Source organism: Tessaracoccus sp. MC1756, from assembly GCF_014164735.1.
In the GTDB taxonomy this organism is placed as follows: domain Bacteria; phylum Actinomycetota; class Actinomycetes; order Propionibacteriales; family Propionibacteriaceae; genus Arachnia.
Genome location: NZ_JACJFZ010000001.1, coordinates 111,192 through 124,735 on the forward strand (window position 1 = coordinate 111,192; position 13,544 = coordinate 124,735).

A 13,544-nucleotide genomic window follows, 5' to 3' on the forward strand; every position below is an offset into this window, starting at 1 on the left:
CCACCGCTGGCCTGGGCCGAACCCTCGAAACCCATTCAAAGAAGAAGGGCTTATCCCAATGAACATTCGTCGAGTCACGGCAATTGCGGCCTGTGCAACTCTCGCTCTGGGCCTCGCGGCCTGTGGCGGCGATTCCGGCACCGGCACCGATGGAGCCAATGGTGAGGCGGACCCCCGCGCCAACCAGATGTACACGTGGGTCTCGAACGAGTCCGACCGTGAACAGTGGGAGACGTTCATCACCGGCGTGCAGGAGGGCGGTGACAGCGAGTTCGACATCACGCTGGACGGACCGTCGTTCCAGGAATATTGGACCCTCGTCAAGACCCGTATGGCCGCCTCCGACGCCCCGTGCATCATCACGACGCAGGCCGCGCGCGCCCAGGAGCTCGGCAGCCTCCTCTCGCCGCTGGACGACCTCGCCAAGGATGCAGGCCTCGACCTCAACCAGTACAACGAGGCCATGATGCAGGGCCTGACGGTGGACGGCACTATTCGGGCCATCCCCTACGACGCAGAGCCCATGCTGCTGTTCTTCAACAAGGAGATGTTCGAGGCCGCCGGCCTTGAACTGCCGGGTGCGGACTACTCGCGCGAGCAGTTCCTCTCCGACGCGAAGGCCCTCACCAAGGACGACAAGTACGGCTTCGCCGTGTCCGCCGACATCGGTTACCCGCCCCTCGCCCTCAGCTTCGCCAACGGTGTCGGCCCCACCGAGGACGGCGAACTGAACCTCACGGACCCGGCGCTGATCGAGGATGTGCAGTGGACCATGGACCTGGTCAACAAGGAGCAGGTCGCGGCTGCGCCGAACCCCGGCGACACCGATGAGATCGGTCGCCAGGCGTTCATGGCCGGCAACGTCGGCATGTTCATCGACGGCCCCTGGTTCTACTCCACTTACCAGGAGGGTTCAGACTTCGAGGTCGGCATCGCCGCGCCCCCTTCGAACGACGGCACCCCCGGCGGCATGATCCAGGGCTCCGGCTTCGGCATCGCTGACTCCTGCCCGGACAAGGCCGCCGCCTTTGAGAACATCATCAAGATGACCACGCCGGACGTGGTTGCCTACGTGGGGGCCAACCGCGGCACCGTGCCGTCCATCGAGTCCGCCATCGACGGTTGGGCCGAGGGCAAGCCCGAGGCTGATGTCGAGGTCGTCAAGGCGCTTCTTGCCGGCGGCCGGCCGCTGGTCACCACTCCCACCTGGAACCAGGTCGTGACCCAGTTCGCGCAGTACTCGTCCGATGGCTACCGGGGCAACAAGACCGCTGAAGACATCCTCACCCAGATCTCCCAGGGTGTTGGCTGATCATGACCTCCTCGGCAGCTCCGATTGAAGCTCGGCCGAGGGTGAAGGTGGAACGGACCGGCAAGCCTGGCTTCAACCAGCGCTTGCTGGCCTTCCTCCATCTCACCCCCGGGATGGCTGGCTTCTTCATCTTCATCGTGGTGCCGTTGATCGCCTCCCTGGTGATCAGCCTGTACAACTGGCCCCTGTACGGCGAGCGTGAGTTCGTGGGGGTGGAGAACTACGTGCAGCTTCTGTCGGGTGCCGATCCGGTGTTCTTCACCGTGCTGCGCAACACCGCGGTCTTCGCGATCGGCTACACCATCGCGAACCTCATCATCTGCACCGGCATCGCGGTGTGGTTGCACTCGCTGCCCGAATGGGGAGCCTTCTTCCGGATCCTCTTCTTCATCCCGGTGGTCACCCCCATGGTGGCCAACGCCCTGGTGTGGCGGCTCATGCTGCAGGACAACGGCTTGGTCAATACGTTGCTGGGCAACATCGGTATCACTGGCCCCTCGTGGCTGGGTGACGGCAACTGGGCGCTCATCTCGTTGGTGATGATGTCTCTGTGGCAGGGCGTCGGCTACAACATCGTGGTGCTGGCCGCAGGCCTCAACAACATCAACCCCTCGGTGATGGAGGCCGCCAGGATCGACGGCACCAGCGCGTGGAGCCGGTTCTGGCGGGTCACGTTCCCCATGCTGTCCCCGTCCCTGTTCTTCGCCTCGGTGATGACGGTCATCGGCGGGTTCAAGGTGTTCACGCAGCCCTACATGCTGACCAAGGGCGGTCCCGGCGACACCACCAACACCATCGTCTTGTACCTCTACCGCGCCGGTTTCTCCTACGACCGCTTGGGGTTCGCGTCGGCCATGGCGTGGGTGCTGTTCGTCATCATCATGCTGTTTACCGCCCTGCAGTTCCTGGGGCAGAAGAAGTGGGTGAGCTACGATGCCTGACACTCTGACAAGGGAAGAAACCCTCCGGGTCGCCGAAGTGAGCAACAGGGCGCGCCGCGTGCGCCCCACGAGGATCATCAGCAAGGTGCTGCTCGCGATGTTCGGCTTCGTGTTCTTCGTGCCGTTCCTCTGGATGTTCATCAGCTCCATCAAGCCCAGCCAGGAAGTGCTGTTGGGCGGGGCCGACCTGGTTGGCTCCGAGGTGCGGTGGAGCAACTACGCGGAGGTCTTCACGGCAATCCCGTTCGCTCGAATCCTGCTCAACACGTTCTTCATCGCCGGCATGGGCGCGCTGATCGCAGTGACCGTCTCGGTGCTCAGCGCGTTCGCGTTCGCGCGCCTGCAGTTCAAGGGCCGCAACCAGTTGTTCGCCGTGTTCATCGCCACGCTGATGCTGCCCATCGAGGTGCTCGTCATCCCGCTGTTCATCGGGGCCAACGAGTTCGGTGCTGTCAACACCTATTCGATGGTCATCCTGCCCTTCGCGTTCGGCGCGTTCGGCACCTTCCTGCTGCGCCAGTTCCTGCTGTCGCTGCCCCCGGATTACGAAGAGGCCGCGCGGATCGACGGCGCCAGCCAGATCCAACTGTTGTGGCACGTGATCGTGCCGCTGCTGCGCGGACCCATCGCCATCGTCGCGGCGTTCGCCTTCATCGACTACTGGAACGCCTTCCTGTGGCCGCTGATCATCATCACTGATCCGGCCAAGGCTCCGCTGCAGTTGGGTCTGTCCATGTTCTCGGGCGAGCGCGGCACGGATTGGGGTCCGCTGATGGCCGCCTGCTCCGTCGCAGTGGCGTTCTCTCTCATCATTGTTTTCCTCATGCAGCGCCAGCTGTCCCGAGGCATGAATATCGGAGGTTTCGGTGGTCGATGACCAAGAGCGCTGGGAGGCGCTGAATGACAGGGCAACGCCGGAGTGGTTCCGGCGCGCCAAGCTGGGTTTCTTCATCCACTGGGGGCCGTACTCGGTGCCGGCGTGGGCGGAACCGACGGGCGAGCTAGGCACCATCCAATCCGCCACCGAGTGGTACACGCACAACCCGTATTCGGAGTGGTACTACAACACCATCCGGCTCGAGGGCAGTGCGGCCTGGAAGCACCAGCAGGAGGTCTACGGAGGCCGCCCCTACGACGACTTCATCGACGAGTGGAAGGCTGAGAACTTCGACGCCTCCGCTCTGGTGGGGGAGCTCGCGGCGGCCGGCGCCGACTACCTAGTGCTGACGACCAAGCACCACGACGGCGTCTGCCTGTGGGATGCCCCGGGCACGGACCGAAACACGGTCGCCCGCGGTCCGAAGAAGGACCTCGTCGGGGCGTACTCCGACGCGTGCCGTGAGCACGGTGTCCGGTTCGGCGCCTACTACTCCGGCGGCCTCGACTGGCACGAGCGGCCGTTCGCCCCCATCGGCGAGGCGGACACCTGGTCCTGGGACGGGCTGCGCCCGCTGGACGAGGATTACGCCGCCTACGCGGCCAGCCACGTCCGTGACCTGGTGCAGCGTTACCAGCCGGACGTGCTGTGGGACGACATCGAGTGGCCGGATGCAGGCAAGAACTTCGAGGCGCACGGCATCGGCTCGGTCTTCGAGGAGTTCTACGCCGCCAATCCCGACGGTGTGGTCAACGACCGCTGGAACGTGCCGCACGCGGACTATGTGACCAGCGAGTACCAGCACATGCTGGACAACGAGGACGCCCGCATGTGGGAGAACTGCCGCGGCGTGGGCCTGTCATTCGCCTACAACCAGGAGGAGGACCTGTCACACGCACTGGCCGGTCCGATGGCGATCCGCCACCTCGTGGACGTCGTCACCCGCGGCGGCCGGCTCCTGTTCGGCGTCGGGCCGATGGCCGACGGCCAGCTGCCCGGGTGGCAGTCCGAAGTTGTCGCCTCCGTCGGCAGGTGGGTGCGACCCGCCGGAGGATTCCTGCAGGTGGCGCCCACCGACCGCACGCTCAGCCTCGGCGACGACGTCTGGGTGCGCCTCGGCGCGGCCGAGGACGGGTCCACGTTGGCGTTCATCGACGCCGACACCCCCGTCGAGGTCGACGGCGAGCTGCTCACTCCTGAGTGGGGGAGCCTCGTCGACGGCGTGCTCACCCTGGCCCCGGACCGCCCGGGCGCCGCAGTGGTGCGCCTCGCCTGAAAGTGGGAAGCGGCCCAGCCCTTGGGGCTGGGCCGCTTTTCTTGTGGCAACCAACTCAGCGGTGAGAGAGGGGCGGCGACCTGCGGTTCAGGACCCTGAAGCGACGGCCTTCTTCGACGAGTCCAGCACCCTGAGCAGGGGGGCGTAATGCCGGTCGACGGCGTCGCGATAGGCGTCAAGGTCTCCCGCCAGGGCGGCTTGGAGCATGCTGTGGTGGGCGTCGAGGGTTTCGTCCAGGTCCCGGGGGGTGGGGACGCCCAGACGGGGAGCGATCAGCGTGTGCACATCCCAGAAGGCGCCCACGAGCTGCGCGTACAACTCGTTGCTGAGCACCTCGGCGAGCTTGAGGTGGAAGGAGCGGTCCTCGGCGGCGAAGCTCTCGCCGGCGGCCGTCTTCTCGGTCATGGCATTGCACAGTCCGGCCAGTTCGGGGGCGTCGTGCCCGCTCATGCGCTCGACGATGCCGGGCGCCAGGGCGTAGTCGAGCGCCGTGCGGATCTCGACGATCTGGCGCAGGGTCTCGAAATCCTCGCCCGGCAGCACCACGCCCTTGAAGGCCAGAGCCTCCACCAGGGGACGCATCGACATCCGGCCGACGAACATCCCCGTGCCGTGGCGCACTTCGAGGATGTCGAGCGTGACGAGGCTGCGGATCGCTTCGCGTAGGTTTGAGCGTGAGACGCCCAGCGCTTCGACGAGCTGGATCTCCGTGGGCATGGGGTCGCCGGTCTTTAGCTTTTCGCGCAGGATGTGCTCCTTCACCGCTTGGGCGGTCTGCCGGAGACGCTGCGGCTCGTGGCTGTTGGTCACAATTCAGACTCTTTCGATCGGGCTGCGCACTTTCGGTGAGCGTGACGAGTGTATCGCCATGTATCATGCAATACTGACAGCAGGTCAGACATCGGATGTCCGATAACTAGGAGAGTTTTCAATGACGAATCCCATGGGCGCGCACCCCTCGCGCCGTTCCATCTTCAAGCTCGCTGGTTCCTTCGGCGCGGCCGCGGCGCTCGCCGGGTCGCTCGCGGCGTGCAGCCCGTCGGCGTCGCAGCCAACCCCGGGCGCCAGCACGTCGCCGGCAGGTTCGGAGAGCGCGAGCCCGTCGGCCGCGGCGGTCACCGACGGCAAGATCACCGCCGCCATTTCGTACGAACTGGGCACCAACGGGTATGACCCGATGACCACCACCGCCGCGCTCACCGTGGCGGCCAACTGGCACACCATGGAAGGCCTGACGGAACTCCACCCCGCCACGCGTGAGGTGTTCGCCGCACTGGGTTCCGACATGCCGTCGCAGGTCGACGACACCACGTGGGAAGTCACCCTCCGTGACGGCGCAGTGTTCCACGACGGCAGCCCGGTCACCCCCGAAGACGTGGTGTTCTCCTTTGAGCGCGTCCTGAACCCGGACAACGCCTCGCTCTACGCCGCATTCATCCCCTTCATCGAGTCGGTCACGGCCAAGGACGATAAGACTGTCACGATCAAGACGTCGTACCCCTTCTCCCTCGTCCCCGAGCGCCTGGCGGTCGTCAAGATCGTCCCCAAGGCCCTCGTCGAGGCGGACCAGAAGGCCTTCGACCTGGCCCCCATCGGCACCGGCCCCTACAAGCTCACCGACAACGGTGCGGCCTCGCAGGTGCTCAAGTTCGAGCGCTTCGACCAGTACACCGGCCCGCAGGCGGCCCGCGCGGCCGAAATGGAGTGGCAGATCATCCCCGATGACTCCACCCGTACCAACGCGCTGAGCTCCGACACGGTCCAGGCCATCGACTCCGTGCCGGCCGCCAACCTGGCGCAGCTGGCCGAGACCAAGTCGGTCGCCGCTGAGCAGGGCTTCGGTCTGCTGTTCATGATGTTCAACTGTGGCGCCGCTCCGATGAACGAGGTCAAGAACCGTCAGGCCATCCTGTACGCCCTCGACTACGACCGCATCTGCAAGGTCGGCATGTCGGACCTGGCCAGCCCGGCCAAGTCCTTCGTGCACGAGGCGCACCCCGCGTTCAAGGAAGCGTCCGTCCAGTACGCCGGCAACGTGGCGAAGGCCAAGGAACTGCTGGCCGAAACCGGTCTCACCAGCGTGCGCCTGCTGTCCTCGGACCACGGCTGGTTCGCCGCTGTGCGCCCGATCGTCAAGGAGTCGCTGGAGGCCGCCGGCCTGACCGTCGCCTACGAAGAGAAGAAGTCCTCGGACGTCTACGCCACCATTGACGGTGCCGTCGACGCCTACGACGTCGTCATGGCCCCCGGTGACCCGTCGGTGTTCGGTGACGACGCTGACCTCCTGCTGCGCTGGTGGTACGCCGGTGACACGTGGACCGACGCCCGCATGCACTGGAAGGGCCAGGATTCCTACAACCAGGTCCAGGACCTTCTGGGCCAGGCCTCCGAGTCCACGGGCGACGAGCAGGTCGGAATCTGGCACCAGGTCTTCGACCTGGTATCCGAGAACGCCCCGCTGTACCCGATCTTCCACCGCAAGTCCCCGACCGCGTTCGATGCTGAGACGCTGCAGGACTTCAAGCCGATCCCCGTGACCGGCCTGTCCTTCGTCGGCGTCGGCTCCACCAAGTAGTACCGGTAGCGTGCCCGCCGGGCCCCTGGCAATGCCGGGGCCCGGCCACCCCGCCGCAGTCTCCCCGTAAGCGGTACCCCACAGGCCTCTGCGGGGCCCCTTGACAAGGGGCCCCGTGCGAGCCGTCCCCTCTGACGCACCCCTATGGGCGGACAACCCGCCCGCAAGGAGCGACACACGTGTCCAATCTCATCCGGCTACTGGGTCGGCGCCTCATCGCGCTGCCGATCATGGTGCTGGGCGTCACGCTGCTGGTCTTCATCGTGATGTCTTTTTCCAGCGCAGACCCCGCCCGACTGGCCCTCGGCGAGAGCGCCTCACAGCAGGCCCTTGACAACTACCGCGAGGCCCTCGGCCTGAACGACCCCATGTTGGTGCGCTTCTTCAGGTACCTCGGCGGCCTGGTCCAGGGCGACCTCGGCGAGTCCTTCACCGGAGTGCCCATCTCGCAGATGGTCGCCGAGAACTTCCCCAAGACTCTGCAGCTCACCTTCATCGGTCTGGCGATCGCCGTCCTGCTCGCCCTGATCCTCGGTGTCCTAGCTGCCCTCTACCGCGACCGGTGGCCCGACCAGGCCATCCGCCTGTTCTCCATCGCGAGCCTCGCGACGCCGTCGTTCTGGCTGGCGCTGCTGCTCATCCAGGGCTTCGGCAACATCCCAGGCGGCCTGGGATGGTTCCCCGCCGTCGTCAACTGGGTCCCGTTCAGCCAGGATCCCGCGGGTTACGCGAACATGGTCTTCCTGCCCGCCTTCGCGCTGGCCGTGCCCGTCGCCGGCTCCCTGACGCGCGTCGTGCGCACCGCCATGGTCGAGGAACTCGACCGTGACTACGTGCGCACCGCCATCGGCGCCGGCATCCCGAAGAGTGTCGTTGTCAGCCGCAACGTGCTGCGCAACGCGCTCATCACCCCGCTCACCGTGCTCGGCCTCCGGGTCGGCTACCTCATGGGCGGCGCCGTCGTCATCGAGATGATCTTCAACATCCAGGGCATGGGCCAGCTCATCTTCCAGGGCATCACCCGCAACGACGTCAACATCGTCCAGGGCGTGACCATCACGGTCGCGATCGCCTTCATCGTCATCAACCTGATCGTGGATCTCCTCTACGTCATGGTCAACCCGCGGATCAGGAGCATCTGATGCTGTCACTGTCTGCCGAAGCCAAGAAGAAGCTCGCGCAGCCCGGCCTGCGGTTCCAGAGTCTGAAGGCGCTGCCCATCAGCTCGAAGATCGCGATCGCCGTGCTCGTCTTCATGGGACTGCTCGCCCTCTTCGCGCCGCTGATCGCCCCCTACTCACCCAACGCCTCCGGCCTCGTCCCTGAGGACATGGTCGTGTTGCAGGAGATCACCATCGAGGGTGTCGGCACCCAGGTGATCCCCGACAACTCGGTGCCCCCCAACTCCACGTTCCTGTTCGGTACCGACGACGCCGGCCGTGACATCCTCTCGCGTGTCATCCACGGGACGAGGGTCTCCCTGCTCGTGGGCCTGGCCGCCACCGGCCTGGCGCTGGCGGTCGCTGCGGTCCTCGGCTCGATCGCCGCCACCGCGGGCAAGGTCGTCGCGGAGGTACTGATGCGCATCCTGGACATCATCATGAGCTTCCCCGGCATCGCGCTGGCAGCCGTGATGGTGACGGCTCTGGCGTCGCGACTCCCGATCCTGCCAGTCGTGATCATCTCCATCGCGTTCCTCTACGTGCCACAGCTCACCCGAGTCGTGCGCGCCAACGTGCTGTCCCAGTTCGGCGAGGACTACGTGTCCGCGTCCAAGGTGATGGGTGCGCGCACCTGGTGGATCCTCATCAAGCACGTCGCCCGCAACTGCCTGGCTCCGATCATGGTGTTCGCCACCGTGCTCGTCGCCGACGCCATCGTCTTCGAGGCCTCGCTGTCCTTCATCGGCACCGGTATCACGTCGGTCAACGCCGCCACCTGGGGCAACATCCTCTCCGAGGGCAAGGCGCTGCTGCTGTCGGGCCACTGGTGGGTCACGTTCTTCCCCGGCCTGTTCATCCTGGTCACCACGCTGAGCCTCAACATCCTCTCCGAAGGCCTGACCGACGCGTTGGCCTCGCCCAAGATCAAGGTCCGCGTCAACGTGCAGGCCGAAGAGGACGCGATGGCCGGCGCTTCCGTCGCCGACGGTATCGCCCACTCCAACGCCACCCAGCGTGAGTCACTCGACGCCCGCCTGGGAGCACTGATGCAGGCCGAGTCGGCCCGCACGGACCGCCTCGTCCTGGACAACCCGGATTCCGAGCCGCTGCTGGTCGTCGACAACCTGTCGATCTCGTTCCCCGGCGCCCACGGCGACGTCAAGATCGTCGACGGCGTGTCGTTCACCGTCCGCCCCAACGAGACCATGGGCCTCGTCGGCGAATCCGGCTGTGGCAAGTCGATCACCTCGATGGCGATCATGGGCCTGCTGCCCGAGACCGCCAAGATCGAGGGCTCCATCAAGTTCGCCGGCCAGGAACTGCTCACCAAGTCGCCGAAGGAGCGCAACGCGCTGCGTGGCCACGAGATGAGCATGGTCTACCAGGACGCGCTCAGTTCCCTGAACCCGTCGATGCTGATCCGCAGCCAAATGGGGCAGCTCACCAAGCGCGGCGGTCAGCGCACTGCGGAGGAACTCCTCGAACTGGTCGGACTCGACCCGGTCCGCACGCTGAAGTCCTACCCGCACGAACTGTCGGGCGGTCAGCGGCAGCGCGTCCTCATCGCCATGGCGCTCACCCGCAACCCGCGACTGGTGATCGCCGATGAGCCCACCACGGCGCTCGACGTCACGGTGCAGGCCCAGGTGGTGGACCTGCTCAACGACCTGCGCGAGAAGCTCGGCTTCGCCATGGTCTTCGTCTCGCACGACCTCGCCCTGGTGGCCCAGGTGGCGCACCGGATCACCGTCATGTACGCGGGCCAGGTCGTCGAACAGGCCGACACCCGCGAGCTGCTCAGCAACCCCATCCACGAGTACACCCGTGGCCTGCTCGGCGCTGTGCTCTCCATCGAACAGGGCGGCGGACGGCTCCATCAGGTGCCCGGCGTCGTGCCCTCGCCGAGGGAGTTCGTCCAGGGCGACCGGTTCGCGCCGCGATCGTCCTACCCGACGGTGGGTCTCGAACAGAAGCCCACGCTGCGTCCGGTGCCGGGCAAGGACCACCTCTACGCCCGCACCGATGAACTGGCAGATCTGCTGGAGAAGGAGGCAGTCCGATGAGCACCACCCCGGTCGTCGAACTGAAGGACGTCCACGTCGTCCACAAGGCCCGCACGGGCAAGCTCTTCCGCCCGGACCGCGTCCACGCGGTCAACGGGGTCAACCTCCAGGTCAGCAAGGGCGAGACCCTCGGCCTGGTCGGAGAGTCCGGCTGCGGCAAGTCCACCCTTGCCCGCGTGATGGTGGGTCTCCAGCCCATCACCGAGGGCACGGTCCGGTACTTCGGCGAAGAGATGAAGCTCAACGCAGACGGCCGCAAGAAGCTCGGCCGGGCAGTGTCGGTGGTCTTCCAGGATCCCGCCACCGCCCTCAACCCGCGCATGCTGGTGCGCGACGCGCTGCTGGACCCGTTCAAGGTCCACGGCGTCGGCAGCCCCAGGGAGCGCGAGCAGCGCGTCAAGCACCTGCTCGACGTCGTCGGCCTGCCCCAGTCGGCCCTCGACGTCCTGCCCCGGCAGATCTCGGGTGGTCAACGGCAGCGTGTCGCCATCGCCCGGGCGCTCGCGCTCGAGCCGGACGTGATCATCGCGGACGAACCCACCTCTGCTCTGGACGTGTCGGTGCGCGCCCAGGTGCTCAACCTGCTCACCGACCTCAAGGACCAGCTCGGCCTCGGCCTCGTCTTCATCAGCCATGACATCAACACCGTGCGCTTCATCTCGGACCGCATGGCGGTGATGCTCGCCGGCCGGATCGTGGAGACCGGCCCCGCTGACGAACTGTTCCGCAACCCCCAGCACGAATACACGCGCACCCTCCTGGGTGCTGTCCCCTCGCTCCTGTAATCCCCTCGCACCACCGGAAAGAAGATCCCATCATCATGCAGAAACTGCGTGGCATCGTTCCCCCCGTCATCACCCCCATGCACGACGACGGTTCCGTCGACTACGAAGGCCTGGACAAGGTCGTCGACCACCTCATCGAGGGTGGCATGCACGGCCTGTTCGTGCTCGGCTCCTCCGGCCAGGTGGCCTACCTCACCGACTCCGAGCGCGACGAGGTCATCAAGCGCACTGTCGAACGTGCAGCCGGCCGCGTGCCGGTGCTCGTCGGCACACCCGACCTCACCGCCCGTCGTATGGTCGAGTGTGGTCGCCGCGCCGCTGCCCTGGGTGCCGACGCCATCGTCGTCACCTCGCCGCTCTACGCGCTCAACGACATGGCCGAGATCGAGGAGCACTTCCGCATCGTGGCCGCCGGCGTCGACCTCCCCGTCTACGCCTACAACGTGCCGGTGCGCGTGCACAACTACCTCGCCGTCGACATGCTCGTGCGCCTCGGCCTCGAGGGTGTCATCGCCGGTGTGAAGGACTCCTCCGGCGACGACGTCGGCTTCCGCCGCCTGGTGCAGGCCAACAAGGCGGCCGGCTCGCCGCTGGAACTGCTCACCGGCCACGAGGTCATGGTCGACGGCATGCTGCTGCTCGGCGCCGACGGTGCGGTCCCCGGACTCGCCAACGTCGACCCCGAGGGTTACGCCCGCATGTGGAAGGCCGCCGAAGCCGGCGACTGGACCGCAGTGCGCGACGAGCAGGACCGCATCACCAACCTGTTCGAGATCGCCTTCGTGCCCAAGGGCATGTCCGGCGACGCCGGCGGCATCGGTGCCTTCAAGCAGGCCATGGCCAGCCTCGGCGTCATCGACTCGCCCGCCATGCCCGCCCCGCTGCGCGCCCTCGACGGTGAGTGCAAGCCTGCCATCGAAGGCATCCTGCGTGAGGTCGGCCTGCTCGCATGAGCTACGCGGTAGGGGTCGATCTCGGCGGCACGAAGACCGCCGTCGCACTGGTGTCCTCTGACGGGGTGCTGGGCGATGTCGTGACCGCGCCGACCCCTGCCGGTGAAGGCGGCGAAGCGGTGCTCGACACGGTCGCCGCCCTCATCCGCCAGCTCGCCAACGACGACGTCGTGGGTCTAGGGGTCGGCACCGCCGGCGTCGTGGACTCGCGCGCCGGACGGATCATCTCGTCCACGGACACGTTTCGTCACTGGGTGGGCACCGACGTGACGGCCGGTCTCCGCGCCCGCCTCGGCTGGGCGCCGGGCCGCCGCATCCAGGTCATCAACGACGTCGACGCCCACGCCATGGGCGAATACCGCTTCGGCGCCGCGCGCGGCCTCGAGTCGCTGTTCATGGTGGCCGTGGGCACCGGCGTCGGGGGTGCGCTCGTCCTCGACGGGCGGCTGCGGACCGGGGCGCACCACGTCGCCGGGGAGATGGGGCACATCCCCACTCCCGGTGCTGAATCGCTTCGGTGCCCTTGCGGCCGCTTCGGTCACCTCGAAGCCATCGCAGCGGGGCCGTCCATCGAGCGGCGCTACGCGTCGCTGGGCGGGGACCGGGCCTCGGGCCGCGAGATCATGGAGCGTGCCGCGGGCTACGACGACGATGCGCTCAGCGTCGTACGGGAAGCAGCCGTCGCGCTGGGCAAGGCCATCGCCGGCGTCGTCACCGTGGTGGACCCGGCCGCCGTCGTGATCGGCGGGGGAGTCGCCGATGCGGGCTCCGTCTGGTGGCAGCCGTTGCGCGACACCATCCGCGGCGAGGTCGTTTCCGTCCTCGCAGATCTACCTGTACTCAAGGCCGAACTCGGATCGTCGGCCGCCCTGGTCGGGGCCGCCGCCCAGGTCTTCGCCAGCGAGGAGAAGTAAATGGACGCCATCGCCCAACTCAAGGGCAAACTGATCGTCTCGTGCCAGGCCTACCCGGGTGAGCCGATGCTGGACCCCAACACCATGGCCCAGGTCGCCGAATCCGCCGTGCGCGGCGGCGCCGCGGCCATCCGTGCCAAGGGGCTCGACGACCTCCGCGCCATCCGGCAGCGCGTCGACGTGCCGCTGATCGGCCTGGTGAAGGTGGGCGCCAGCGGCGTGTACATCACCCCCACGCTGAAGGACTGCATCGAGGTCGCCGAGACGGGCTGCGAGATCATCGCGATCGACGGCACCCGTCGCGAACGCCCCGACGGCCGGACGCTGGCCGAGACGATCACCGAGTTCAAGGCCCAGTTCCCCGACGTGCTGGTCATGGCCGACTGTGGGTCCGAGGGTGACGCCATCGCCGCTGAGGCGGCGGGCGCCGACCTGATCGGCACCACTCTCGTGGGCTACAGCGGCGAACGCCCGAAGACCAAGGGTGTCGACTGGGAGGCCGTGGACCAGATCGTGGCCGCAGTCGACCGCCCCGTCCTCGTCGAAGGCCGGGTGCACTCGCCGGAGGCGGCGGTGGAGGCGATGAAGCGCGGCGCCTGGAGCGTCGTCGTGGGCACCGCCATCACGCATCCCGCCACCATCACCGGCTGGTTCGCCGAGGCCGTCGACAACGCTGGCTGAGTCT

Annotated in this window: 12 protein-coding genes; 11 read left to right on the forward strand and 1 reads right to left on the reverse strand. The window is 67.0% G+C overall.

Annotated features, from left to right (window positions below; all coding sequences use genetic code 11):
- Nucleotides 1-58 precede the first annotated feature (58 nt).
- The 4 genes from H5393_RS00495 to H5393_RS00510 are packed head-to-tail and all read left to right on the forward strand — an operon-like array spanning nt 59 to nt 4,406.
- On the forward strand, nt 59-1,312 hold the full coding sequence (locus H5393_RS00495; protein WP_182765096.1) for an ABC transporter substrate-binding protein: 1,254 nt from the start codon (nt 59-61) through the stop codon (nt 1,310-1,312).
- A 47-nt stretch (nt 1,313-1,359) separates the two neighbouring features.
- Complete coding sequence (locus H5393_RS00500; RefSeq protein ID WP_370585884.1) at nt 1,360-2,253, forward strand: carbohydrate ABC transporter permease; 894 nt, start codon at nt 1,360-1,362, stop codon at nt 2,251-2,253.
- Entirely contained in the window at nt 2,246-3,130 is an 885-nt protein-coding gene (locus tag H5393_RS00505; RefSeq protein WP_220488127.1) for a carbohydrate ABC transporter permease, read from the forward strand. The genes H5393_RS00500 and H5393_RS00505 overlap by 8 nt, the downstream gene beginning before the upstream one ends.
- Complete coding sequence (locus tag H5393_RS00510; protein WP_182765097.1) at nt 3,120-4,406, forward strand: alpha-L-fucosidase; 1,287 nt, start codon at nt 3,120-3,122, stop codon at nt 4,404-4,406. The genes H5393_RS00505 and H5393_RS00510 overlap by 11 nt, the downstream gene beginning before the upstream one ends.
- Nucleotides 4,407-4,493: 87 nt before the next feature.
- On the opposite strand, the gene H5393_RS00515 is transcribed toward H5393_RS00510, so the two are convergent.
- Nucleotides 4,494-5,216, reverse strand: coding sequence for an FCD domain-containing protein (locus H5393_RS00515; protein ID WP_220488128.1), 723 nt, complete (start codon nt 5,214-5,216; stop codon nt 4,494-4,496).
- A 121-nt stretch (nt 5,217-5,337) separates the two neighbouring features.
- On the opposite strand from H5393_RS00515, the gene H5393_RS00520 reads away from it, so the two are divergent.
- The 7 genes from H5393_RS00520 (at nt 5,338) to H5393_RS00550 (ending at nt 13,540) form a co-directional block, all read left to right on the forward strand.
- Nucleotides 5,338-6,981 carry an ABC transporter substrate-binding protein gene (locus H5393_RS00520; RefSeq protein WP_182765098.1) on the forward strand — a complete coding sequence of 548 codons (1,644 nt, stop codon included), beginning with the start codon at nt 5,338-5,340 and terminating at the stop codon, nt 6,979-6,981.
- Nucleotides 6,982-7,160: 179 nt separating this feature from the next.
- Nucleotides 7,161-8,123, forward strand: a complete 963-nt coding sequence (locus H5393_RS00525) for an ABC transporter permease (RefSeq protein WP_182765099.1) — start codon at nt 7,161-7,163, stop codon at nt 8,121-8,123.
- A complete protein-coding gene (locus tag H5393_RS00530; RefSeq protein ID WP_182765100.1) occupies nt 8,123-10,207 on the forward strand; it encodes a dipeptide/oligopeptide/nickel ABC transporter permease/ATP-binding protein in 2,085 nt (694 codons plus the stop codon). Before H5393_RS00525 ends, H5393_RS00530 begins: the two co-directional genes overlap by 1 nt.
- A complete protein-coding gene (locus tag H5393_RS00535) occupies nt 10,204-10,992 on the forward strand; it encodes an ATP-binding cassette domain-containing protein (protein ID WP_182765101.1) in 789 nt (262 codons plus the stop codon). Before H5393_RS00530 ends, H5393_RS00535 begins: the two co-directional genes overlap by 4 nt.
- A gap of 35 nt (nt 10,993-11,027) precedes the next feature.
- Nucleotides 11,028-11,945 (forward strand): dihydrodipicolinate synthase family protein, encoded by a 918-nt coding sequence (locus tag H5393_RS00540; protein WP_182765102.1) that lies wholly within the window; start codon nt 11,028-11,030, stop codon nt 11,943-11,945.
- Complete coding sequence (locus H5393_RS00545) at nt 11,942-12,859, forward strand: ROK family protein (protein WP_182765103.1); 918 nt, start codon at nt 11,942-11,944, stop codon at nt 12,857-12,859. Before H5393_RS00540 ends, H5393_RS00545 begins: the two co-directional genes overlap by 4 nt.
- A complete protein-coding gene (locus H5393_RS00550; protein WP_182765104.1) occupies nt 12,860-13,540 on the forward strand; it encodes an N-acetylmannosamine-6-phosphate 2-epimerase in 681 nt (226 codons plus the stop codon). It begins immediately after the preceding gene.
- Nucleotides 13,541-13,544: the final 4 nt, after the last annotated feature.

Bases quoted from the DNA above. Each gene is read 5' to 3' on its own strand.
- H5393_RS00505 (WP_220488127.1), top strand. From the start codon at position 2,246: ATGCCTGACACTCTGACAAGGGAAGAAACCCTCCGGGTCGCCGAAGTG.
- H5393_RS00520 (WP_182765098.1), top strand. From the start codon at position 5,338: ATGACGAATCCCATGGGCGCGCACCCCTCGCGCCGTTCCATCTTCAAG.
- H5393_RS00550 (WP_182765104.1), top strand. From the start codon at position 12,860: ATGGACGCCATCGCCCAACTCAAGGGCAAACTGATCGTCTCGTGCCAG.
- H5393_RS00495 (WP_182765096.1), top strand. From the start codon at position 59: ATGAACATTCGTCGAGTCACGGCAATTGCGGCCTGTGCAACTCTCGCT.
- H5393_RS00545 (WP_182765103.1), top strand. From the start codon at position 11,942: ATGAGCTACGCGGTAGGGGTCGATCTCGGCGGCACGAAGACCGCCGTC.
- H5393_RS00540 (WP_182765102.1), top strand. From the start codon at position 11,028: ATGCAGAAACTGCGTGGCATCGTTCCCCCCGTCATCACCCCCATGCAC.
- H5393_RS00535 (WP_182765101.1), top strand. From the start codon at position 10,204: ATGAGCACCACCCCGGTCGTCGAACTGAAGGACGTCCACGTCGTCCAC.
- H5393_RS00530 (WP_182765100.1), top strand. From the start codon at position 8,123: ATGCTGTCACTGTCTGCCGAAGCCAAGAAGAAGCTCGCGCAGCCCGGC.